Raw genomic sequence first — 22,608 nt, forward strand, 5'->3', positions numbered from 1 at the left:
GATGTAATACATGATTGATTTTCGCTCCGATACCGTCACCAAACCCGACCAAGCCATGCGAGATGCGATGGCTAACGCTCACGTCGGCGATGATGTTTACGGTGATGACCCGAGTGTTAATGCATTAGAACGCTGGGCCGCAGAGCGCCATGGCTTTGATGCCGCCCTATTCACCACATCAGGTACGCAAGCGAACCTATTAGCGCTGATGTCGCACTGTGAGCGCGGTGACGAATACCTGTGTGGTCAGCAAGCGCACAACTACAAATATGAAGCCGGTGGTGCAGCGGTATTAGGCTCTATTCAGCCTCAACCCATTGAAAATGCCCCAGACGGTACGTTGCCATTTGAGAAGCTTGCCGCAGCCATTAAACCTAACGACTTTCATTTTGCACGCACCAAATTGCTCAGTTTAGAAAACACCATCGGCGGCCGCGTTCTACCCCTTTCCTACTTGGCCGAAGCTCGCATGTTTTGCAACAAGCATCAGCTAAGCCTTCACCTTGATGGCGCACGTGTTTACAACGCGGCGGTGGCACTGGATGTCGATATTACCGCGATAAGCTGCCATTTCGATTCTATGACTGTTTGCTTGTCAAAAGGATTAGGAGCACCGATCGGCTCCTTACTGTTGGGCTCGAAAGCCTTCATTGAAAAAGCTAGACGGCTACGAAAAATGCTGGGCGGTGGTATGCGTCAAGCCGGTATTCTCGCCGTTGCCGGACAAAAAGCACTCGAAGAAAATGTCGAACGTCTCGCTGAAGATCATGCTAACGCTCATTATTTAGCCAATGAAATCAATGAGATTGAAGGCTTTTCTACCCACAATTATGACGTTCAGACCAATATTGTGTATGTCGATATTGCCGACAACATCGATCGGGTTCGTCTCAATATGCGCCTGATGGATAACGGCTTTCGAGTGAGTTTAAATGGCACACCGGCCCGCTTTGTCACTCATAAAGACGTAAATCGTCAAGATATCGACGCATTGATAAACGCGATTAAAAAATCGCTCTAATCAGCCCTGCTTTTATGACGTATTCAAAAGGGCCTTTAATGGCCCTTCTTTGCTCATTTATTCGCCACCCAGTGCTAAACTGTGACCCTGTCGCAACTTTCTCCACCAGCATCACTAAAACAGTCACTTACACTCGCTACACTGAAAGCATCAATCGATAAAAGACCAAATAGGATCGATTATGGCGACTACCGTGGTGAACAGCGAACGTTTGTATCGCGAATCTAGCTTTAAACACAGTGACATCACCTCAACCAAGCACCTTGCGCCGTTGGATGAAATTGTTGGCCAAGACCGAGCACGACATGCCGTTGAGTTTGCCATGTCGATCAAGGAAAAGGGCTATAACATTTACGCCATTGGTCAGAACGGATTAGGCAAGCGCACCATGGTGATGCGCTATTTAAACCACCATTGGAAAAATGATACGTCTATCCATGATTGGTGCTACGTCGCTAATTTCCAAGAAGCCCGCGCGCCTGAATTCTTAAAGCTTCCCGCAGGGCGAGGAAATGAACTCAAAAAGCACGTTGAGCAGCTAATGGGAAAACTTGCCAATGCGCTGCCGCTCGCGTTCGACAACGAGATGTATTATCAGCGTGCTGAAACACTCAAAAATCAGCTCACCGAGCGCCAGCAAACCGTATTAAAAGCACTCAGTGATAGCGCAGAACAAAACAATGTTAGTTTGACGATCACCCCGCAGGGCGATTACCAGTTTGTTGCCCTTAACGGCGAAGAGCCTCACACTGAGGACACCTTCGATGCGCTCTCTCAAGAGGAGCAAATGGCATTCGGCAAGGTGATTGATAAACTCGAAACCGAACTGCGCAGCATTGTGCGTCAACTCGGCGAGTGGGAAGAAGACTATGCGGAAAAGCAACAAGCGCTGGATGAAGAAGTAGCGCGCGATGTGATTGCCGCCCAAATGAAGTCCGTCACCAAAGCGTTTGCAGATCTCCCTGACGTGCTGGCATTTCTGGAGGCGATGCAAGCGGATATGCTAGAGCATTTGGATATCTTTCTCGAAGACAGCGAGGATCAAGCGGCGCTCGCTTATGCCGCACTCGATAAAAAACTACCGCGCCGCTACCAAGTTAATGTCTTGGTGAGCCAAGACGACAACCAAGCCCCTGTCGTGGTAGAAGACAGCCCCAGTTATCACAACCTCTTTGGTTATGTTGAAAATGCCACTTTTAAGGGCACAGTGTTCACCGACTTCTCGCTGATCCGTGCGGGCAGTTTTCACCGCGCTAATGGCGGCGTGCTGCTGATGGATGCCATCAAGGTACTCGAGAAACCCTACGTCTGGGACGGCATCAAGCGCGCCCTAAGCACAAGACAGCTCAGCGTGAGCGCCCTTGAACGCGAAGTCACCCTTAGTGGCACTGTATCGCTCGACCCTGCCCCCATTCCACTTGATGTGAAAATCATCTTATTTGGTGATTACCAAACTTATCAATTGCTACAACGCTATGATGCCGAGTTCAGCGAGCTATTTCGGGTGACCGCGGACTTCGAAGACGACATGCCACGTAACGACAGCACAGAACAACAGTACGCGAAGTTTATCTCCAGCATTATCCACGACGGCGGKTTGCTACACTGCAGTCGCGGTGCGATTGCGCGTATTATTGAGCACAGTGCCCGACAGGCCGAAGATCAAAATCGCTTGTCGCTGCACTCCGCTGATATTGCTAACCTTTTGCGCGAATCCAACTACTGGGCCACGCAAGCCAACGCTAATAGTATTCGTGCTCTGCATGTTGAAAAAGCCTTGGCAAGCCGCAATATGCGGGTGAGCCGCGTGCGCGATAGCATGATGCAGAACTTTGAAAACGGCGTCACCTTAATCAATACCACCGGCTCTGCACTAGGCCAAGTCAACGGCTTATCGGTATTGAGTACATCTGATTTTAGCTTCGGACTCCCCAACCGGATTACTGCCACTACCGCGTATGGTGAAGGCGAAGTGCTCGATATTGAGCGCAGCGTTAAACTCGGTGGACGGATTCACTCTAAAGGGGTGATGATCTTGTCCGCGTACCTCGCCACCCTACTCGGCAAAACAGAACAAATCCCGCTCAAAACGCATATCACTTTTGAGCAATCTTACGGAGGCGTCGATGGAGACAGTGCGTCAATGGCAGAGTTTTGTGCGATTCTCTCGGCGATTACGGGCGTGCCCTTGCGTCAAGATCTGGCGATTACAGGATCCATGAACCAATTTGGCGAGGCGCAGCCGATTGGCGGCGTGAACGAAAAAATCGAGGGCTTCTTTGATGTATGCACCATTAAAGGTCCCACCGAGCAGCAAGGGGTGATCATTCCCGCCGCCAATATCCAAAACCTGATGCTGCGCAAGGATGTGGTCCATGCGGTTGAGAAAGGTGAGTTTCACATCTATGCGGTCTCCCATGTGGCCGAAGCGCTTTCGCTGCTTACCGGACAAAACGCAGGGTTTGGCCCAGATGCAATCACCACAGACAACCTCCTTGCAACCGCCAAAGCCAACTTAAATGATCAGCGGCGTAAAGCACAAAAAGAGTCATCATCGCATCACGCACGCTAATCTATCACTCGCTGGCAGTGGTTTGACTGCCAGCGAGTGAAATATTTTCTTACAAAGTTAGCGGCTAGTTTTTGCTTTTTCCCCTCACATATCTACTTTTTAACCACCATTTATTTCATCGTCTTACTTTCAAGACAAGCTGCTCACTAAAAATTGCTTGATCCTAAGCAAAAAACCACGTCAAATTTAAGCGTAACATCCAATGCAAACCATTCTTATTTGGATCTCGCGCTATGAAACTGTCGACTCTCGGTCGCGGCCAGGCCGCACGCATTACCAGTGTCCATCATGTGCCAGCTGTTATCCGCCATCGTCTTGCCGTTATGGGATTGATCCCGGGCACCGCCGTTGAGCTGGTCCGGCGTGCACCTCTGGGCGACCCATTGCAAATACGCCTCGACAACGAACAACTCATCGTCCGTCGTGAAATCGCCAAGCTGATCGATGTGGAGGCCATGTAATGAGTAAAACACGCATTCTTCTCGCCGGTAACCCCAACTGCGGAAAAACCACCTTGTTTAACGCATTAACCGGTTCTCGCCAAAAGGTTGGTAACTGGGCGGGCGTGACTGTGGATAAAAAAGTCGGTCAGCTTTCGCTCGATAATGCTGAGACCGAGATCACCGACTTGCCCGGCTTATACGCGCTAAACGCTGGCTTTGACGCGAGTTTAGATGAGCAAATCGCGACCTTTTCGATTGATAGCCGCGCCAGTGACGTCATCATTAACGTACTGGATGCTAACAGCCTAGAGCGTGGACTGTACTTGACGCTGCAGCTCCGTGAGCGTGGTGTGCCTATGGTGGTGCTGATCAACAAAATGGATCTGCTCGATAGGAACGGACAACAGCTTGATATTGCTAAACTGCAAGCGTGGTTAGGCTGTCCTGTCCTTACCGTCACCGCCTGCCAAGCAGACAGCGTCGCGACATTTCGCCACCAACTGTCCCATATTGTGAGCGACATCCCTCAGTGCGACGCCATGCAACTGAACTACGGTGAGCACATCGAAGCTTGGATACAAGCCCACCTTGGCGCCAGCTTTATTCGTACCGCGACCGGACAAGTGAACCAACGCGCGCACCTGTTAGAATGTCTCGAACGTGGTCGCCTGCCTGATGGCAGTGACGAGGCGCAACAACATATCTTTGCGCAAGCCTGCCAATCGCTCGCCGAGCATGATACTGATATTCTGATTGCCGATGCACGCTACAGCTATATCCGCGATTTGGTGCATGACGCCCGTCGTGAGCATCGCCACTTAAGTCGCAATAATACTGAAAAGCTTGATAAGGTTATTCTTAACCCCTTCTTATCGCTGCCTATTTTGCTCGCCGTGCTATACGCCATGTTTGTGTTTGCGATTAACATCGGCGGCGCATTTATCGACTTTTTTGATATTGCCGCGGGCGCGATTCTCGTCGATGGCACCCATCAGCTACTGGATGGGGTGCTTCCGACCGCCATCGTCACCGTTATCGCAGATGGTCTCGGCGGCGGGATCCAAACTGTCGCGACCTTTATTCCCGTCATTGCGGGCTTATACCTGTTCCTCACTGTTCTCGAAAGCACTGGGTATATGGCACGCGCCGCATTCTTACTCGATGGTTTAATGCAAAAGATCGGCTTGCCGGGCAAAGCCTTCGTCCCTTTAATTTTGGGCTTTGGCTGCACGGTACCAGCGGTGATGGCAACCCGTACCCTAGAACAAATCAATGAGCGCAAAACCGCGGCTACCATGGCTACCTTTATGTCCTGTGGTGCACGGCTGCCGGTGTACGCCTTGTTTGCTGCCGCTTTCTTCCCACAACAAGGGCAAAACCTGGTTTTTGGCCTTTATTTACTAGGCATTGTGGTGGCGATCATCACCGGCCTGATTTTGCGTCACACGCTTTATCCCGGGCACAGTGAAAGCCTGCTCATGGCGCTACCAGACTATGAATTGCCACGATTACGCCATGTAATGAGCAATACTTGGCAGAAGCTGCGCCGTTTTGTTTTGGGTGCCGGTAAAACCRTTGTACTGGTGGTAACCATTTTAACCTTCTTCAACTCGCTCGGCACAGATGGTACATTCGGACACGAAGACAGCGACACGTCCGTGCTGTCTAAAGCCGCGCAAGTCGTGACACCTGCCCTCGCCCCGATAGGTATCGAAGAAGATAACTGGCCGGCCACCGTAGGTCTTGTCACCGGTTTGTTTGCCAAAGAAGCCGTCGTGGGTACGCTCAATAATCTTTATGCGCCTTCAGATATCGAGGAAACCCCCACCACGATCGGTGAGGCCTTGCTAGAAGCGGTACAAAGCATTCCTGCCAACTTGTTTGATATTGATTTCAGTGATCCATTGGCGGTAAGCGTAGGCGATATCGATAATCCCGAACTTGCCGCAGAGGAGCAAGAAGTCAGTCTCGCCACATTCGACAACCTGCATCATCACTTTAGTTCCACCGCTAGCGTGTTGGCCTACTTGATGTTTATTTTGCTCTATACCCCCTGTGTAGCAGCGATGGGCGCTTATACTCGCGAGTTTGGTCGCCGTTTCGCTATGTTCATTGCCAGTTGGTCAATGTTACTGGCCGTCAGCGGTGCGACCCTGTGTTTCCAACTCAGTCAGATCAGTGTTTCACCGGTTTCAGCTTCACTCTACATTGGCGGTATTTCGGCGCTACTCATCGCGGTCGTTGCCGCAATGCGCTACATCGGTAAGCATCCTCATTGGTTTAAGGAGACCTATTATGATCCTGCAAAAGCTCAAAGCCAGTGTCACTCAGGCGGGTGTCATTAGTGCCGAGGCGCTTGCCAAAGAGTATGGTCTGACCCCGGACGGCGTGGACGCCATGATGGAAACGTGGATAAAACGGGGGACCATCGTTCGTCAGTGCCCCTGTCAGGATCCTGCCGATATTCATTATCGCTTGGCACATCACAATGAGATCCATTGCCTCAGCATGGTCTAACCCCTTCCCTTTCAAGCAGCGTTTCGACGCTGCTTTTTTTACTTCTGCATCCCGCATAACACCCATTATCTATCCACTATACTCAAAGCCTATGGCATAACAGCCATCGCAACAGGCAACATAACTGATCATGGCGAATGTCGTATCCCTAAGACCATGGTGACAGATAAGCAAGGAAGACAGGTATGACACGTTATGAGACGCAAGCCTCAGAGGCGCAATATCAACCTGGAYCGAATGAGCAAGTCTTGCGTAACTTACTCGGTATCACGCAATTGCACGACATAGAAGATATTGAGGCAGTGCTTTTGTCTAAACTCTACGAAAGGGTTTTTACCGGTGGACACTTTCCTCGCGCACTGCGCTTTAACACTATGGCCAGTTGGCACCGGCAATGGCTCGGGAATGTCTATTTGTGGGCTGGGCAGGTGCGAAATGTCGAACTGAGTAAGGCGGGATTTCGCTTCACCTCACCGAAACAAATTGGTCCTTGTCTCGCTCAGTTTGAACGAGATTACTTAACGGATTATCCCAATTTACCAACGATGACACGCACAGAGCTCATTCACTTTTTAGCGCAAAGCCATGTTGAATTCATTCTTATCCATCCATTCCGAGAGGGAAATGGACGCATTTCTCGCTTATTGATTGATGTGATGTGTCAAAAGGCAGGAATAGGGTTGCTGGATTATCAGCTATGGGAGGAAAACAAAGATTTTTATATCGCCGCTATTCAGGCGGGCGTCGGGCATGATTACCAGCATATGGAACGCTTAGTAAAAGATGTATTGCCACCCAGTTCCCTAATGGGTTAACAAGGTCATCGCCAATTGCCGGTAATATTGGCTTCTCGCCGTCCTTACTGCAGTGAGTGGCTAATCAGCCAATGCGAGCGCTTGGTATTTTTGCCGATTTTCTTTTAATTTCGCTTCTACTTCTTCCGTGGTTGCTTGCGTTTCGATTGCCGTCGAGCTTGCCACCGCGCGATCAATCATTTTTTGTGTGACTTGTTTTGCTTTTTTTTGCATCTCTGGCCTGTGCATACTGCCCTCATTCGTTATGGTTAAATTTTAGGCAAAAAAGCATCTAAATTCAATGGTGATATGTTTATCACTTAGACAATATTGTGACTGGGATACGGCTTTTAATACAGTGCGCAAACTCGCTGTCTGTTAAACGCAAAAACGGCGACCAATCTGGTCGCCGTTTTCTTTTTTAATGGTGCCCCGGGCCGGACTTGAACCGGCACAGCGCGAACGCCGAGGGATTTTAAATCCCTTGTGTCTACCAATTCCACCACCGGGGCACACAATTCTTTCAGCCGCTTACGCCACTGTTTTAATTTGGAGCGACATACGAGGTTCGAACTCGTGACCTCAACCTTGGCAAGGTTGCGCTCTACCAGCTGAGCTAATGTCGCTTTGGTTGCGGTAGCCGGATTTATCGCGCAATGCAATTGCGACTACCGTAGGTCGTGTTGAATAAACTTCAACCGGACAAACTATTTTTACAACCTAAAATTGGTTGCGGGAGCCGGATTTGAACCGACGACCTTCGGGTTATGAGCCCGACGAGCTACCAAACTGCTCCATCCCGCGTCCGTATTGTTTTAGCCAAGTGCATGGAGGCGCGTCCCGGAGTCGAACCGAGGTCCACGGATTTGCAATCCGCTGCATAGCCACTCTGCCAACGCGCCTTTACGTTTCACCTCTCGGCTAAGTGGTTTGAATTCTACATAACTTTTTTCGCCTGTCACGTATAAATCGCACTTTTATGGTTTAACCGTCGATTATTTATCCAAGCGTCACATTTTTCGCACAATCTGAGTATATTCGCGCCACCCGCCTCACTTAGCTAGACCCTAAACATAAAAAAGCCGACCTATTCGGCCGGCTGTCTGCGCGCAAAATGGGTATTAAACAGCGGCAAGTAAACGATCGCGCTCTTCTTTTTCAATCAGCTTCCAGTGACAACCTTGTTGCGCACCAGCAAATTTCCACAACAGGGAGACATCCACATCTTTGCCATGAGTCATCTGCACACGGCGAAACAGCTCCTCGGGAGTAAGCTGATTAAATGTACGCACATCTTCAACGCCAGATTTCTTCAGCATACGCTCAATGGTCAGTCGTAGATTAGGCAGATCGCGTAATCGACGGCTCTCTAGGCTCTCTTTGCGTTTTTTATCTGCCACCGCAATATCGATCGATGTTTTGACAAGCTGACCTAATTCGGGATCGTCTTGAATGTATAAGCTGGTTATTTCGTAATAATTAACAACCGCGGTTGAGCTTTTCTTGACATGGACAAATTTACGACACGTTTTGTCGAGTAGTCTTTCTGATAATGCGCCACCGCCTCGCAAATACAGTCGCTTATCCGTCAGCAACATAAACATCGCGCCGTCGTAGAAAAACCCTGTTCCGCCAAACATTGAGCGTTGTTCCATTTCACCGAAGTTGCTCAAGTACTTAACAATATGGGCTTTAAATACCACACTCATCGGTAACTCCTATTTCTCTCCTGAGCGAAAAAAGTGATGACCAAAAAAGCGGCCACCAAGCCTAATAATTCGACACGCGAAATAGTGCATGATGTTGATATGAAATTCTATGCATTAGATCACTGTACAGAAATTTAACCCTTAAAAAGACATATGGTTAATGAGGGCACTTAAAAAAGCATTCGTATTTCGTTTTAAACTGAAAGGAAGAGTGATGAAGACTTAACCAACTTAGCCAAGTGCGCTAGATTTAAGGAAGAGACATTTTATACTCGAGGATACGATGTTACCTAAGCCAGTTTTAATTAGAACCAGTCACTTACTCCCCGGAGGCTTACACACTTACATTGTGCCAGAAGCCCTTTACCTGAGCGTGTTGGCGCAGGCTGGGACTCCGCCTGAGCTTCTGATTGCTATGCAAGAAGAAGGGAGCGAACTTGAGATACCTAGTGCGATTTCTCCTATCGTTACCCTTTGCCACATCGCGGACTTTGATCGCCACGATACCCACCATATGGCGCTAACGCTGCAAGGGGTCGAATGTGTAAAAGTCGAATCTATGACACTGGGTGACAATGACGTAAAGTTAGGCACATATTCGCCATTACCCCAATGGCGACAACAAAATACCCCGCAAGAGTATGAATATTTAAGYAACAAACTAGCGCAATACTATCGCTCAAACCCCACGTTACATCACCACTTTAATCTTGCACAATATGACGAACTTGGGTGGGTGTGTTTGCGTTGGCTGGAGCTGCTGCCTATTGAAGTCAAACAAAAACAGCTATTGCTGTCACAACCTAGCCCAAATCAGGTCGCAGAGTTTATCGATAAATTGCTACGTTACCCGCTCGAAAACGACGAGTGACGCTAACGCCTACTCCAAGTTGTTCAAAGTATCAACAAAGGAACGAAAAAAGCGAGTAATCCACAAGTTCGCGGTTCTCTTTCCTGTGCGTCCGCATTACCATACAAGACGGTAAAAAATAGAATCAGGACTTATGGACCATCTGTCATTCTTTTGGGTCTCCCCCGATCGCGATAAATACTTACGCGGCATAGAATCTGAGTTTTACAAACGCGCCATTGAAACCATCCGTGTCAATCGCCTTGCCCTCCCTCCTTTACCGGATGTCGTTCTGTCAATCCAGCGCGCCAGCAAACAGCCTCATACCACGATGCGCGATATTGCCAACTTATTGATCGATGATCCTAGCCTCTGTGGTGCGGTACTCAAGGCAGCAAACTCCGCTTTATTTGCACCACGGGCCACCGGCAAATGCAACGACATCCAAACTGCAGTCTCCCGATTAGGGGTCGATCGTGTGTTAGGGATAGTGACCGCCGCAGCGATTTATCAATTAAAAAGCCAAGCCAAATTTGGCCCACAGTGCAATCACATTTTGAAGCGAAGCGCGCAAAAATCCCGTGAGTTTGCTGCCGCTATGGCGTTGGTGACCCAGAAAATTCATAACTATTGCGATGAGCCCTTGTCGGTTGAGCCAGAAAAAGCCTTAATCATTGGTCTACTCGCAGATATTGGTTTGTACAGCATCATCGGCGAATTTCAGCGCTTTCTCGATGAAGGCCACTACCTTAAGTTTGATATCGCCGAACAAGTCYTCTTTAACTTATCGGGCGATTGCAGTCGACTCATCCTTCAAAACTGGCACTTTGAGCGTGATTACATTGAAGTGGCGATTAATACCAAGCTATACACACACGCTCGCCCAGACATTACCTATTTAGATATTGCACGCATGGCGAATCACTTACTCATGTTCCGTAACCATGATGACGCCATTGATGATCATGACGTTGAACTCACCGCGCCCGGGGCTGAAGCTCTTTATGAACTCTCTAACTTGAACGAGTTGGACTTTACCCGTGAGCTTGACGCTGTCATCGAAGCGAGCAGTATCTAACGCCAATGCGCCTGTCACGCTGTGGTGTGATTCCATATCACAGCTGTCTGATTTTATTGACCAGACTATTAACCGATTGATAACCTCGATGAACTCTTTCTTTATTGTGAGCAAAATCGATGTTCTCAGGGATGTTACTGATCTTTTTACCCCTTATCGTGGGCTACCTCATACCTCTTAAGCGGCCTCAGCATGTTCATTGGGTTAATACGCTAACCGTCCGACTGGTGATCGTGATTTTATTGCTGATGGGCCTGAGCTTAGCTTCTCTCGACAACCTAGGGAGTAACATTTCCACTATTGGTGTCTACGCAGCAACCTTCTTTGTCTGTATTGGGGGGGCCAACCTCCTCGCGTTACCCGTTTTAGATAAAATCTGGCCGACGGACACGCAGGGCCATCAACACAAACTAAAGCTAAGCACCATGATGTCTGAATCCGGCAAACTGATAGCCGCCGTCTTTGTGGGGCTCGCCGCTGGCCTGATCGTAGAAATGAACTTATCTTGGGTCGATACCGCCAGCGAAATCATTCTGCTACTTCTGCTGTTCTTGATTGGTATTCAGTTACGCAATAGTGGCATGACACTTAAACAAATTGTACTGAATAAAAAAGGTGTGGTGATCGCCGCGCTCATCGTCATCACCTCACTGCCGGGTGGTTTATTGGCCGCATGGTTACTCGATTTGCCTTATCATCACGGCCTTGCGATGGCATCCGGGTTCGGCTGGTATTCCTTGGCAGGGATCTTAATGGGAGATGGGCTGGGCCCCGTCTATGGTGGCGCCTCGTTTATTGTCGAACTTGCCCGCGAGCTGGTGGCCATTATGTTGATTCCCATGATTATTAGCCGTTATCCACTCACGGCGATTGGCTATGGTGGCGCAACCGCGATGGACTTTACCTTACCCATTATTCAAAGCACCGGCGGGATTCGCTGTGTGCCGATCGCGATCGTCAGCGGCTTTATTTTAAGTCTGCTGGTTCCGGTACTAATGCTATTCTTTCTCTCGCTCGGCGCATAACGCTCCCTCACCTTTTCTCATCGTGGCAAATACACATAAAAAAAGGAGAGCCAATGGCTCTCCTTTCGCTTGGACGATGTCACTGGTTAGTGACTGCGCATCCAATCATCCATTTCCGTACGCAGGTTGTCTGATTTCGTACCGAAGATAGCTTGTACGCCACCAGATACAACTACAACACCCGCTGCACCAAGTTGCTTAAGCTTGTCTTGGTTAACAATTTCAGTGTCTGCCACAGAAACACGTAGGCGTGTAATACATGCGTCAAGACCTGTGATGTTGTCTTTACCACCGAAGGCTGCAACCAAGTCACCCGCTAGCTCAGAGCCAGTCGCTGTTGAGGTTTCAGTGGTTTCGTCTTCACGACCTGGGGTTTTCAGGTCAAGAGCACGGATCACCACGCGGAATACGATGTAGTAAAGAACACCATAACCCAGGCCAAGCAGTACCAGTGTGGTCACGTTCTCAGCACGTGGCATTTGTACGATAAAGTCGATGAAACCGTTAGAGAAAGTATGGCCGTGTACCACGCCTAGTGCGTTGGTCAACACATAAGCCAAGCCCGCCATCACCGCGTGAATACCGTACAGTACAGGTGCGATGAACAAGAACGAGAATTCGATAGGTTCAGTAATACCAGTAAGGAATGAAGTCAGTGCTGCTGACGCCATGATACCCATGATTTTGGCACGGTTTTCTGGTTTTGCAGAATGTGCAATCGCAAACGCAGCGGCTGGTAGGCCGAACATTTTGAACAAGTAACCACCAGCTAACTGACCGAAGCCGTTACCTGCTTCACGAGTCGCGTCGTTAGCGGTCAAGAAGCAAGTCATGATGCCATTCACTTGCTCGCCTGCATTGTTCACACAGCTACCTGCTTCGTAGAAGAAAGGTACGTTCCAGATGTGATGCAGGCCGAATGGGATCAAGGCACGCTCGACAATACCGTAGATACCAAATGCGGTCACAGGGTTTTGCTCTGCAGCCCAGTGAGAGAAGGTAGCGATCGCACCACCGATTGGTGGCCAGATAACAGAAAGGATGACACCCAGCGCGATAGAGAGGAAACCGGTGATAATTGGCACCGAACGTTTGCCCGCAAAGAAACCAAGGTAGTCAGGCAGCTGAATGGTGTAGAAGCGGTTAAACGTCCACGCAGCCACAGCACCGGCAAGAATACCGCCAAGTACACCCGTCTTGWTTTCTTCAGCGCCCATCACAGGAGCCATCACGTTAAGTGTTGCCACCATGATGCCGTAACCGACGATCGCAGACAGACCGGAAACACCGTCGTTGTTAGTAAAGCCCAGCGCGACACCCACGGCGAACAGCAGTGCCATTTGGCCGAACACAGACCCACCAGCTTGTTCCATCAGATGAGAAACAATATCTGGCATCCAGCTAAAGTTGGCCGCACCAACACCTAGCAATATACCTGCTACCGGTAGCACGGATACTGGTAGCATCAGCGCCTTACCGACTTTTTGCAGGTTAGCGAAGAGGTTTTTTGACATAGTCTTGCTCCTGACAAGGAAGTTAACAATGCATGCTCTCGTGGCTAACCATTCGGCTCCCCCGCTACAGGTGGCCCGAAAACGTCGGACGCCTGAGAGTCATTGCGATTTGTGATTATTGAACTCACCCAAACTATAAGGTGCGAATCATCACCCTGCCTACGTACGATGATTTTACTGATTAAARAGTAAATATAGATCACAATTAAACTTGCTGACAAAATCAGCAATAATATTCATAAACAACTGATTTAAAAATATTTTTTATTTCAAAAAGCAAGAATTGAAAAAGTACAACAAGTGCGATGAGAAAAAAGTGGAAAGTTATTTTACGTAACGAATTAATACACTAAGTAATAGCGATGCAAGAAAACCTATTAATTATTTAAATTCAATGGCTTATGTTATTTTTGATTCAAATCAAAAATCGATAACGACATTGTCAGCATGGTCACTTTGACGTCAATATGACGCAATTTTGACCGAAAAATAACAGCCGTATCTGCATGTCATCAGGCGAGCTACATGCATCATAAGGCGTGAAATGATTTTATTTTACCCGCCCGATATACAATGAAATGGCAAAAGAAGAAAAAGCCCGGCATTGTCGCCGGGCTATTTGAATTAATTAGTTTTCGCGCCGCTGAAAAGCGCAAAAAAGTTTTGGCTTGTGACCTCACAAACCGTCTCAACCGTTTCTCCTTTGAGCAACGCGATATACTCGGCAACTTCCCGCACATAAGCAGGCTGGTTTTGCTTACCGCGATAAGGCACCGGCGCCAAATAAGGCGAGTCAGTTTCTACCAACAAGCGCTCTAGCGGTAAACGACGTACCACCTCTTTAAGCTCGGTCGCCTTATTGAAGGTCACGATACCTGAGATAGAAATATAAAAGCCTAGCTCAATAGCCGCCTCGGCCATCTCGTAACTCTCTGTAAAACAGTGTAGCACGCCACCCACTCGTTCAGCCCCTTCCTCACGTAAAATCGTCAGTGTATCTTCACGTGCCGCGCGGGTATGAATAATCAGTGGTTTATTTAGCTCTACCGCTAAACGCACGTGCTGGCGGAAAATCTCTTGTTGCTGTTCGGCCAACTCTGGCTGGTAATGGTAATCCAACCCTGTCTCGCCAATAGCCACCACACGATCATCAGCGGCAAGGGCCTTTAAACGGTCATAATCGAACCCGTTTTCAATATCGAGTGGGTGAACACCACATGAGGCAAAGACTTCGGGGTAAGGACGAATCATCTCCAACATCTCGGGGAAGCTATCCAGCGTCACCCCCACCGAGAGAAAGTAATCGACACCTCTTGCCTTCGCTTTATCTAATACATCGGCGACATTCTGGTGTAGTGCGTCATAATCCAGTTTGTCGAGATGGCAATGAGAGTCTATTAACACGTTATTCTCCAATCGTTAATAACCACTGGCTAATCACAAGCTCAGTGTTTAGTCCTGAATGCTTGGTCAGTTGCCGTTGCATATGATGCAGCGCACGCAGCTGACTGTGTAATTGATGGGTTTGTAGCGCCTCAGCCACTTTTACTACCACGGGTTGGTGATGGTGATGAATGAGCGCGTTGGTCGCCCCTTGACGCCACTTCATCACATCAAGCAAAAAGTAGCTGGCCCAGTCCAATGAAGCGGGATAGTGTGAAACCAACTGCTCAAGCGTGTCAAATAGGCCCGAGCGCGTGACCAAGTAGTCCGCTAACTGAGTCACAACCGCATGGTGATGATCCAATCCCCCTGAGGCTACAAATTCTTTTGCCGCCAATGGTGCGCCACGATATAGCGCAACCGCATGATAAGGCACATCTCGCTGCAATGCTTGCTCGACCCATTGCTTGGCAACCTGTATCTCCGGCTGGGGCGCTTTCCATACGCTGCAACGGCTGATGATGGTCGCCAGTAAGGTGTCTAGCGAGTCACTGAGCAAGACAAAATGACAAGCTGAAGGTGGCTCCTCAAGGGTTTTGAGCAGTGCATTCGCGGCAGCTTCACCGAGCATCTCAGCCGGTTCGATAATAATGAATCGTGCACCACCCAGTTGAGATGTTTCAGTGGCTTTGCGTTGGCTTTGGCGCACCGCGTCAATACTGATTTGTTTGCCGGGTTTTTCTGGCTTTAGCCAATGTACATCCGGGTGATTACCAGCTGCATACAGCTGACAACTATGGCAGTGCCCACAAGGCTGCTCTGTCTGTGTTTGGCATAAGCGTGTTTTTGCCAACAAGCTCACCAACTCGCCACGGCCACTGCCGGTTGGCGCCGCGAGTAAAAGAGCATGCGGCAAGCGTTGTTGCGTCAGTAAGTGTTGCCAGTGAGACCACATCGGTGCAAACCAGGGCAACACCTCAGGTGCTGGGATAGATAGCGTTACTGCGTCACTCATGGCGTGTTTTGTGTCGTTAGCCATTGGGTTAAAGCCTGTTCAATGCTGCGAGAAACCGTGTCGAGCGACTGTCCCGCATCGATAGTCACCACGCTCGGATCCGCCTTAGCAAGTGCTAAATAACGTGCTCGTGTCCGTTCAAAAAAGTCGAGCTGCATGGTTTCAATTCGATCCAATTCGCCACGACCGCGAGCACGCGCTAGCCCCTGACTAGGCTCAATATCCATATACAAGGTCAGCGAGGGCGAAAAGTCGCCCAATACCGTGGCTTTAAGGCTTTGCATCAGTGCTGCATCCATACCGCGGCCACCACCTTGATAGGCTTGCGAGGACATATCATGACGATCGCCGATCACCCATTGGCCATTCGCCAAAGCCGGCTTTATGACGTTCTCTACCAGCTGTACGCGCGCCGCATACAAAAGTAACAACTCGGCTTTGTCGGTAAGAGGCTCATCTGGATGACCTTGCTTAACCAAGGTACGCATTTGCTCTGCCAGCGGGGTGCCACCAGGCTCACGAGTGGTGATCACGTCATCGATGCCGTGCTGGTGTAGCACCTGCTTCACCTTTGCAATAGCCGTGCTTTTACCCGCTCCTTCGAGGCCTTCTACAACAATAAAATGGTTTTTCATTGGCTCTTTWACACTTTTAGGTAATCACGCACCGCTCGATTATGCTCGGCCAGCGTGGTAGAAAATTGATGGCCGCCTTTCCCTGTCGCGACAAAATAATAGTATTGAGTGGTGGCAGGCTGTGCCGCCGCCATCAGTGATGCCACACCCGGCATGGAGATCGGCGTTGGCGGTAGCCCTTTTATCACATAGGTATTGTAAGGCGTTGGGGTGCGTAAATCTCGTTTACGAATATTGCCATCATAGTTGTCACCCATGCCATAAATCACCGTCGGGTCGGTTTGTAAACGCATTCCCCGACGCAGCCGATTGACAAAGACGGAAGCCACCTTGGTGCGCTCGGCATCGATCGCGGTTTCTTTCTCGATAATGGAGGCCAAAATTAACAGCTCATACGGCGAGTCGATCGGCAGGTCATCAGCCCGATTTTGCCATGCCTTATTGAGCGACGCTTGCATCGCTCGGTATGCGCGACGCAACAAAGACAAATCCGTATCCCCCACATCGTAGACATAGGTTTCGGGGAGTAACAAGCCCTCAAGCTTGGTGTACTCAGCGCCTAACTGTTTGGCGATGTCAGCTTCATCAAGCCCCGTCAATGTTTGTTCGAGATGCGGTGCGGATGCCATTTGTGACTGCCACTGCGCGAAGGTGCTTCCCTCGATAAAGGTGATGGCATCTTGATATTGCTGTCCCTCACGCAAGGTGGCGAATGCCTCACTTAAGCTTTGTCCCGGATGAATTTGAAAGGTACCCGCTTGAATCCGTGTCAACTCAGGATACACCCGAGGCGCCACCTTGGCCCACACTGTCGCAGTCAGCCAGCCTTTATCTTCAAACTGATTGATAACTTTATGATAATGCGCCCCTTTCTCAATTGTCACCAGTTGTGGTGACTCAAGATTTAACGGTGAGGCCACATAGGCTTTTGTCTGCCAAAGCGTCCAGCCTGCCAGCGCGACAAGCAGACACATGAGTAGGCTGATCAGCCCGAATATTCGCTTTTTTAGCACGCGTTTAACCTCTGCTGTAATGCGCTTGCCAGCGTATGATCAGAATACGATATGTGGTCAATATGATTCACAGGGACCACTTTCATTAGGGTATTGGTGATAAAGACTTCCTCAGCTTGATAAAGCGCATCCGGTCCTTGTTGCACCATGTGACAGTGATAGTCAGGGATGTCCTCAAGCAACGCAATAACGCGCTGACGCATCAGCCCATCYACGCCGGCATAGTGCAGAGCGGGCGTATACACATCGACGCCTTGACGCCAAAAAAGATTCGATGCCGTGGTCTCGACAAGGTTGCCAAACAGATCGCACACCACCAGATCGTCGACGGTGGCTGAAGATAGCTTATTGCGTTGGTCAAGTTCGCGCTTGAGTAACACTTGCTCCAACCGATTCAGATGTTTCAGGCCTGCCAATGGGGAGGCACCCAACTGTCTTTCTGTGGTCGCCAACGAAATCCCGTGCTGCTGCCATTGATAGTAATGCTGAGGAAAAGCATGAAGGGTCACGATATCGGTTGGCTGCTGACACCCTGCGGGGCTGTAGCCGCGCCCACCTTGCCCTCGCGTGATCACGATTTTGACCACCTGCTCTTGGTTTGACTGCGCACAAGCGTGAGCGACCGTTTGCTGTAGCCGTAACCAATCGACACCGTCAATCGCGAGCTGTTGGCAGGTCGCCATCAATCGTTCGAAGTGCGCATCAGCCTGCTGCAGCACACCTTGAACACTCTGGCCCGTGGTAAAACAACCATCACCAAATTGCAGTCCCCGATCGCTGATCGGTACTGTTGCGCTCGGTTGTCCATTGACCCACTGCATGATGCCTCATCACTCCACAAATAAAAACGGCCCGATAAATCGGACCGTTACTATATCAAAATCTTTAATCACTTTGCGCTCAAGACGCGTGCAATTAGATTTTCTTGAAGATCAAAGACCCATTGGTGCCACCAAAGCCGAATGAGTTACACAGTGCGTAATCCATTTTCACGTCACGGGCTTCATGCGGAACATAGTCCAGATCGCAACCTTCGTCGACATTTTCAAGGTTAATCGTTGGCGGTACCGCTTGGTCAATCAATGACATCGCAGTGATGATCGACTCAACGGAGCCTGCTGCGCCAAGAAGGTGTCCTGTCATCGACTTGGTCGAAGACACCAGAACACGGTCTGCTGCGTCACCCATCGCACGACGAACGGCTTTACTTTCAGCCACGTCACCCGCAGGCGTCGATGTACCATGGGCATWCACATAACCGATTTGGTCTGGCGTAATACCCGCATCACGAATCGCCGCTTCCATCGCTAATGCAGCGCCTGAGCCGTCTTCGCTCGGTGAGGTCATGTGATAAGCATCGCCACTCATGCCGAAGCCAACCAGTTCACAGTAAATTTTCGCGCCACGCGCTTTGGCGTGTTCGTACTCTTCCAGCACCATAATACCGGCACCGTCACCGAGCACGAACCCATCACGATCTTTATCCCAAGGGCGCGACGCCGCTTGAGGATCGTCATTGCGGGTTGACAGTGCTTTCGCCGCCGCAAAGCCGCCAATACCGAGCTCTGTGGAGGCTTTTTCTGCGCCACCGGCAACCATTGCGTCGGCATCACCGTACGCAATCATACGAGCAGCATGACCAATATTGTGAAGACCTGTGGTACAAGCCGTTGAAATCGAGATATTCGGGCCACGCATGCCATAGTTGATAGAAACATGACCGGCGATCATGTTCACAATGGTAGAAGGAACAAAGAAAGGGCTGATTTTACGTGGGCCTTTTTCCACCAATGCACGATGGTTTTGTTCAATCAGACCAAGACCACCGATGCCAGAACCAATTGCCACACCAATACGGTGTGCATTGTTGTCATCTACAGCTAGTCCGGAGTCTTGAATGGCTTGAACACTGGCAGCAATGCCGTATTGGATGAACAAGTCCATTTTTCGTGCATCTTTCTTCGACATGTAATCTTCACAGTTGAAGTCTTTTACCATGCCGGCAAACTTAGTGGCAAAGTTGGTGGTATCGAAGTGCTCGATAGCCGAAATACCGCTTTGGCCAGCCAGCAGGGCCTTCCATGACGACTCAACTGAGTTACCCACGGGTGATAGCATACCCATGCCAGTCACAACAACACGACGCTTAGACACGATGATGTTCTCCGGAGAATATAAGTTTGGAAATTAGAATAGCTTAAAAAGAACACAGGCGGTCAAGGAGACCGCCTGGTGGGAATCAGGGATTACTCAGAAGCGCTAACTACGTAGTCGATAGCCGCTTGAACAGTAGTAATCTTTTCGGCTTCTTCATCTGGAATCTCTGTATCGAATTCCTCTTCTAGAGCCATTACTAGCTCTACGGTATCCAGAGAGTCCGCGCCTAGGTCGTCTACGAAAGAAGCTTCGTTTTTCACTTCTGCTTCGTCTACACCCAGTTGCTCAACGATGATTTTCTTTACGCGTTCTTCGATGTTGCTCATATTAATACTAGTCCTTACAAGATTCGCAGATGCGATATGTGCTGTAGTTTATTCATTAATGTGGAAGTTGCAAGACCCCCACCGCTGGTCAAACCACGATTTGGGGACAAATCAGTCGGAGTTTGACGTGTGTCATTCGAGATTGCAACGTTAGAGATCAAATCATGTACATACCGCCGTTGACGTGCAATGTTTCGCCTGTGATATAGGCAGCATCGTCAGAGGCTAAGAATGCAACAGTTGCAGCAATTTCTCGAGGGTCGCCTAAACGACCAGCTGGCACTTGTGCCAGTGTTGCTGAACGCTGATCATCGTTCAGTGCTTTGGTCATATCGGTTTCGATAAAACCAGGTGCGACTGTATTAACGGTGATCCCACGTGCAGCCACTTCTCGTGCCATGGATTTGGTAAAGCCTATCACACCCGCTTTCGCTGCAGCATAGTTTGCTTGACCCGCATTACCCATTACACCAACCACTGAGCCAATATTAATAATACGGCCACAGCGTTTTTTCATCATCGCACGTAATACCGCTTTAGATAAACGGAAAATCGACGTCAAGTTGGTGTCCATAATGTCCTGCCACTCGTCGTCTTTCATACGCATCAATAGGTTATCACGCGTGATGCCTGCGTTGTTAACCAGAATGTCAACATCGCCGAATTCTTTTTTAATTGTGTCAAGCACCTCAGCGACCGACTCCGGTGAGGTGACATTCAACGCCAACCCTTTACCCTTTTCACCGAGATAGTCGCTAATCGCTGCTGCACCTTTTTCGCTGGTTGCCGTACCAATCACAGTGGCACCACGCTCAGCAAGCAACTCTGCCGTTGCACGGCCGATGCCTCGGCTCGCGCCAGTCACTAGCGCTACTTTTCCGTCTAGTTTCATTCGGTTACCCTTTTAGTTGATTCTGCCGACCTCGGCCGGCAGTCACAGAATGTTATTGCCAGCTCAACGCTTACGCGTTGGCAGACGCTAAGCTCGCGCTATCGTTAACCGCCGCACTGCTTAGCGATTTATTGATGCGTTTTGTTAACCCAGTCAGCACTTTGCCCGGGCCAAACTCCAACAACTGCTCAACGCCTTCTGCAGCCATACGCTCTACAGTTTCTGTCCAGCGAACAGGGCCGTATAACTGACGTACCAAAGCGTCTTTGATCGCCGCTGGATCAGTCGGTGTTTCTACATCCGCATTATTGATCACTGGGATTTCAGGGGTATTAAAGCTCACCTGCTCAAGTGCTTGCGCTAATTTCTCCGCAGCTGGTTTCATCAACGCACAATGCGATGGAACAGACACCGGCAATGGCAGTGCACGCTTAGCGCCTGCTTCTTTACACAGTAAATTGGCACGCTCAACCGCTTCTTTGTTACCTGCAATCACAACTTGGCCAGGCGAGTTGAAGTTAACGGGTGAAACAACTTGGTCCTGCGCGGCTTGCTCACAGGCTGCCGCAATCGCATCGTTATCCAAGCCAATAATCGCTGACATCGCCCCTACGCCTGCAGGGACGGCTTCTTGCATCAACTGACCGCGCAGCTCGACAAGCTTAACGGCTTCTTTAAAGTCCAATACACCTGCACAAACCAAGGCTGAGTACTCACCCAAGCTATGGCCTGCAAGCAATGACGGTGTTGCACCGCCTTGTGATTGCCATACACGCCAGATAGCGACAGATGCGGTCAGCAACGCAGGCTGTGTGCGATGCGTTTCATTTAAATCCGCTTCTGGCCCTTGTTGCACAAGCGCCCACAAATCGTACCCTAAGACTTCTGACGCCTCGGCAAACGTTTGTTGCACAACGCCATATTGGTCGGCCAATTCACTCAGCATACCCACGGCTTGTGAACCTTGACCGGGAAAAATAATCGCAGTAGCAGACATAGCTGTTTTCCTATTAATTTTAAAACCTGACCAGCGCGGAACCCCACGCAAAACCACCGCCAAAGGCTTCGAGTAACACGGTTTGTCCGCGTTGAATACGCCCATCCCGTACGGCTTCATCGAGTGCGGTCGGTACGGATGCTGCCGACGTATTACCATGGCGGTCTAACGTCAATACCACTTGATCCATCGACATCGACAGCTTCTTCGCCGTCGCTTTAATAATCCGGTAATTGGCCTGATGTGGCACCAACCAATCAATGTCTGATTTTTCGAGTTGGTTGGCGGCAAGTGTTTCGGTCACGATATTCGCCAACTGGGTCACCGCGACTTTAAATACCTCATTGCCGGCCATGTACAGCCAAGCCTCATCGGCTGGTAAGGACTGACCACGCTCAGGGTATTTAAGTTTCAATAACTCACCAAATTTACCGTCGGCTTTGAGGTGAGTGGACAAGATGCCATCATTTTCATCGGCAGAAAGCACCACGGCACCAGCACCATCACCAAATAAGATGATGGTTGAACGATCATCAGGATCACAGGTGTGTGAAAGGCGATCAGACCCCACCACTAAGGCATTTTTAGCTAGCCCATTTTTAACGTATTGATCAGCGACACTCAGCGCATACACAAAGCCAGAGCAGGCTGCGGCAATATCAAACGC

General features: G+C 49.6%; 22 protein-coding genes and 4 tRNA genes. 9 read left to right on the forward strand and 17 right to left on the reverse strand.

Annotated elements, in window-relative coordinates; translation table 11 throughout:
* The first annotated feature begins 10 nt into the window (after window positions 1-10).
* The 6 genes from ltaE to BZG83_RS02385 all read left to right on the forward strand — a co-directional run bounded on the left by ltaE (window position 11) and on the right by BZG83_RS02385 (window position 7,368).
* Window positions 11-1,021 (forward strand): low-specificity L-threonine aldolase, encoded by a 1,011-nt coding sequence (gene ltaE, locus BZG83_RS02360; protein ID WP_077479219.1) that lies wholly within the window; start codon window positions 11-13, stop codon window positions 1,019-1,021.
* 181 nt (window positions 1,022-1,202) lie between these two features.
* The gene (locus tag BZG83_RS02365; RefSeq protein ID WP_077479220.1) at window positions 1,203-3,593 is read left to right on the forward strand and encodes a Lon protease family protein; all 2,391 of its coding nucleotides are present in this window, start codon (window positions 1,203-1,205) and stop codon (window positions 3,591-3,593) included.
* 233 nt (window positions 3,594-3,826) lie between these two features.
* A complete protein-coding gene (locus BZG83_RS02370; RefSeq protein WP_069589119.1) occupies window positions 3,827-4,054 on the forward strand; it encodes a FeoA family protein in 228 nt (75 codons plus the stop codon).
* Complete coding sequence (feoB, locus tag BZG83_RS02375) at window positions 4,054-6,381, forward strand: ferrous iron transport protein B (protein ID WP_077479221.1); 2,328 nt, start codon at window positions 4,054-4,056, stop codon at window positions 6,379-6,381. The genes BZG83_RS02370 and feoB overlap by 1 nt, the downstream gene beginning before the upstream one ends.
* Window positions 6,332-6,553 (forward strand): FeoC-like transcriptional regulator, encoded by a 222-nt coding sequence (locus BZG83_RS02380; RefSeq protein ID WP_069589117.1) that lies wholly within the window; start codon window positions 6,332-6,334, stop codon window positions 6,551-6,553. The genes feoB and BZG83_RS02380 overlap by 50 nt, the downstream gene beginning before the upstream one ends.
* Window positions 6,554-6,738: 185 nt before the next feature.
* On the forward strand, window positions 6,739-7,368 hold the full coding sequence (locus tag BZG83_RS02385; RefSeq protein WP_077479222.1) for a Fic/DOC family protein: 630 nt from the start codon (window positions 6,739-6,741) through the stop codon (window positions 7,366-7,368).
* A 60-nt stretch (window positions 7,369-7,428) separates the two neighbouring features.
* Here the strand turns inward: BZG83_RS02385 and BZG83_RS16690 are convergent, their stop codons facing one another.
* From BZG83_RS16690 to BZG83_RS02410, 6 genes are all read right to left on the reverse strand, one after another.
* Window positions 7,429-7,596 carry a hypothetical protein gene (locus BZG83_RS16690; protein ID WP_157891193.1) on the reverse strand — a complete coding sequence of 56 codons (168 nt, stop codon included), beginning with the start codon at window positions 7,594-7,596 and terminating at the stop codon, window positions 7,429-7,431.
* A gap of 176 nt (window positions 7,597-7,772) precedes the next feature.
* Window positions 7,773-7,859: transfer RNA gene (locus BZG83_RS02390), tRNA-Leu, on the reverse strand.
* Between the two features lie 38 nt (window positions 7,860-7,897).
* Window positions 7,898-7,973: transfer RNA gene (locus BZG83_RS02395), tRNA-Gly, on the reverse strand.
* Window positions 7,974-8,074: 101 nt separating this feature from the next.
* Window positions 8,075-8,151, reverse strand: a tRNA-Met gene (locus BZG83_RS02400).
* Window positions 8,152-8,175: 24 nt separating this feature from the next.
* Window positions 8,176-8,249, reverse strand: a tRNA-Cys gene (locus BZG83_RS02405).
* 219 nt (window positions 8,250-8,468) lie between these two features.
* On the reverse strand, window positions 8,469-9,056 hold the full coding sequence (locus BZG83_RS02410) for a TfoX/Sxy family DNA transformation protein (protein WP_077479223.1): 588 nt from the start codon (window positions 9,054-9,056) through the stop codon (window positions 8,469-8,471).
* Window positions 9,057-9,339: 283 nt separating this feature from the next.
* Here BZG83_RS02410 and BZG83_RS02415 point away from each other — a divergent pair, with 283 nt between their 5' ends.
* From BZG83_RS02415 to BZG83_RS02425, 3 genes are all read left to right on the forward strand, one after another.
* Window positions 9,340-9,927: an LON peptidase substrate-binding domain-containing protein gene (locus BZG83_RS02415; RefSeq protein WP_077479224.1), complete on the forward strand. Its 588-nt coding sequence runs from the start codon at window positions 9,340-9,342 to the stop codon at window positions 9,925-9,927.
* Between the two features lie 133 nt (window positions 9,928-10,060).
* Entirely contained in the window at window positions 10,061-10,984 is a 924-nt protein-coding gene (locus BZG83_RS02420) for an HDOD domain-containing protein (protein WP_077479225.1), read from the forward strand.
* 119 nt (window positions 10,985-11,103) lie between these two features.
* On the forward strand, window positions 11,104-12,009 hold the full coding sequence (locus BZG83_RS02425; protein WP_077479226.1) for a lysine exporter LysO family protein: 906 nt from the start codon (window positions 11,104-11,106) through the stop codon (window positions 12,007-12,009).
* Between the two features lie 86 nt (window positions 12,010-12,095).
* Here the strand turns inward: BZG83_RS02425 and ptsG are convergent, their stop codons facing one another.
* The 11 genes from ptsG to BZG83_RS02480 all read right to left on the reverse strand — a co-directional run.
* A complete protein-coding gene (gene ptsG / locus BZG83_RS02430; RefSeq protein WP_077479227.1) occupies window positions 12,096-13,523 on the reverse strand; it encodes a PTS glucose transporter subunit IIBC in 1,428 nt (475 codons plus the stop codon).
* Window positions 13,524-14,147: 624 nt separating this feature from the next.
* Window positions 14,148-14,927, reverse strand: coding sequence for a TatD family hydrolase (locus BZG83_RS02435; RefSeq protein ID WP_077479228.1), 780 nt, complete (start codon window positions 14,925-14,927; stop codon window positions 14,148-14,150).
* A gap of 1 nt (window position 14,928) precedes the next feature.
* On the reverse strand, window positions 14,929-15,945 hold the full coding sequence (gene holB / locus BZG83_RS02440; RefSeq protein ID WP_241825784.1) for a DNA polymerase III subunit delta': 1,017 nt from the start codon (window positions 15,943-15,945) through the stop codon (window positions 14,929-14,931).
* The gene (gene tmk / locus BZG83_RS02445; protein WP_069589106.1) at window positions 15,918-16,556 is read right to left on the reverse strand and encodes a dTMP kinase; all 639 of its coding nucleotides are present in this window, start codon (window positions 16,554-16,556) and stop codon (window positions 15,918-15,920) included. Before tmk ends, holB begins: the two co-directional genes overlap by 28 nt.
* Window positions 16,553-17,569 (reverse strand): endolytic transglycosylase MltG, encoded by a 1,017-nt coding sequence (mltG, locus tag BZG83_RS02450; protein WP_077479229.1) that lies wholly within the window; start codon window positions 17,567-17,569, stop codon window positions 16,553-16,555. The genes tmk and mltG overlap by 4 nt, the downstream gene beginning before the upstream one ends.
* Window positions 17,563-18,390, reverse strand: a complete 828-nt coding sequence (gene pabC, locus BZG83_RS02455) for an aminodeoxychorismate lyase (RefSeq protein WP_077479230.1) — start codon at window positions 18,388-18,390, stop codon at window positions 17,563-17,565. The genes mltG and pabC overlap by 7 nt, the downstream gene beginning before the upstream one ends.
* A gap of 94 nt (window positions 18,391-18,484) precedes the next feature.
* Entirely contained in the window at window positions 18,485-19,723 is a 1,239-nt protein-coding gene (gene fabF, locus BZG83_RS02460) for a beta-ketoacyl-ACP synthase II (RefSeq protein WP_077479231.1), read from the reverse strand.
* A gap of 92 nt (window positions 19,724-19,815) precedes the next feature.
* Window positions 19,816-20,052: an acyl carrier protein gene (gene acpP / locus BZG83_RS02465; protein WP_002541727.1), complete on the reverse strand. Its 237-nt coding sequence runs from the start codon at window positions 20,050-20,052 to the stop codon at window positions 19,816-19,818.
* Window positions 20,053-20,209: 157 nt separating this feature from the next.
* Window positions 20,210-20,944, reverse strand: a complete 735-nt coding sequence (gene fabG / locus BZG83_RS02470) for a 3-oxoacyl-ACP reductase FabG (RefSeq protein ID WP_077479232.1) — start codon at window positions 20,942-20,944, stop codon at window positions 20,210-20,212.
* Window positions 20,945-21,014: 70 nt separating this feature from the next.
* Entirely contained in the window at window positions 21,015-21,941 is a 927-nt protein-coding gene (gene fabD / locus BZG83_RS02475; RefSeq protein ID WP_077479233.1) for an ACP S-malonyltransferase, read from the reverse strand.
* Window positions 21,942-21,960: 19 nt separating this feature from the next.
* On the reverse strand, window positions 21,961-22,608 hold a 648-nt coding region (locus tag BZG83_RS02480), incomplete at its 5' end, for a beta-ketoacyl-ACP synthase III (protein ID WP_077479234.1).

This window comes from Salinivibrio sp. PR919 (genome assembly GCF_001995355.1).
Lineage (GTDB): Bacteria > Pseudomonadota > Gammaproteobacteria > Enterobacterales > Vibrionaceae > Salinivibrio > Salinivibrio proteolyticus.

Bases quoted from the DNA above. Each gene is read 5' to 3' on its own strand.
- BZG83_RS02370 (WP_069589119.1), top strand. From the start codon at position 3,827: ATGAAACTGTCGACTCTCGGTCGCGGCCAGGCCGCACGCATTACCAGT.
- BZG83_RS02410 (WP_077479223.1), bottom strand. From the start codon at position 9,056: ATGAGTGTGGTATTTAAAGCCCATATTGTTAAGTACTTGAGCAACTTC.
- fabG (WP_077479232.1), bottom strand. From the start codon at position 20,944: ATGAAACTAGACGGAAAAGTAGCGCTAGTGACTGGCGCGAGCCGAGGC.
- BZG83_RS02425 (WP_077479226.1), top strand. From the start codon at position 11,104: ATGTTCTCAGGGATGTTACTGATCTTTTTACCCCTTATCGTGGGCTAC.
- holB (WP_241825784.1), bottom strand. From the start codon at position 15,945: ATGGCTAACGACACAAAACACGCCATGAGTGACGCAGTAACGCTATCT.
- ltaE (WP_077479219.1), top strand. From the start codon at position 11: ATGATTGATTTTCGCTCCGATACCGTCACCAAACCCGACCAAGCCATG.
- BZG83_RS16690 (WP_157891193.1), bottom strand. From the start codon at position 7,596: ATGCACAGGCCAGAGATGCAAAAAAAAGCAAAACAAGTCACACAAAAA.
- fabD (WP_077479233.1), bottom strand. From the start codon at position 21,941: ATGTCTGCTACTGCGATTATTTTTCCCGGTCAAGGTTCACAAGCCGTG.
- acpP (WP_002541727.1), bottom strand. From the start codon at position 20,052: ATGAGCAACATCGAAGAACGCGTAAAGAAAATCATCGTTGAGCAACTG.
- BZG83_RS02380 (WP_069589117.1), top strand. From the start codon at position 6,332: ATGATCCTGCAAAAGCTCAAAGCCAGTGTCACTCAGGCGGGTGTCATT.
- tmk (WP_069589106.1), bottom strand. From the start codon at position 16,556: ATGAAAAACCATTTTATTGTTGTAGAAGGCCTCGAAGGAGCGGGTAAA.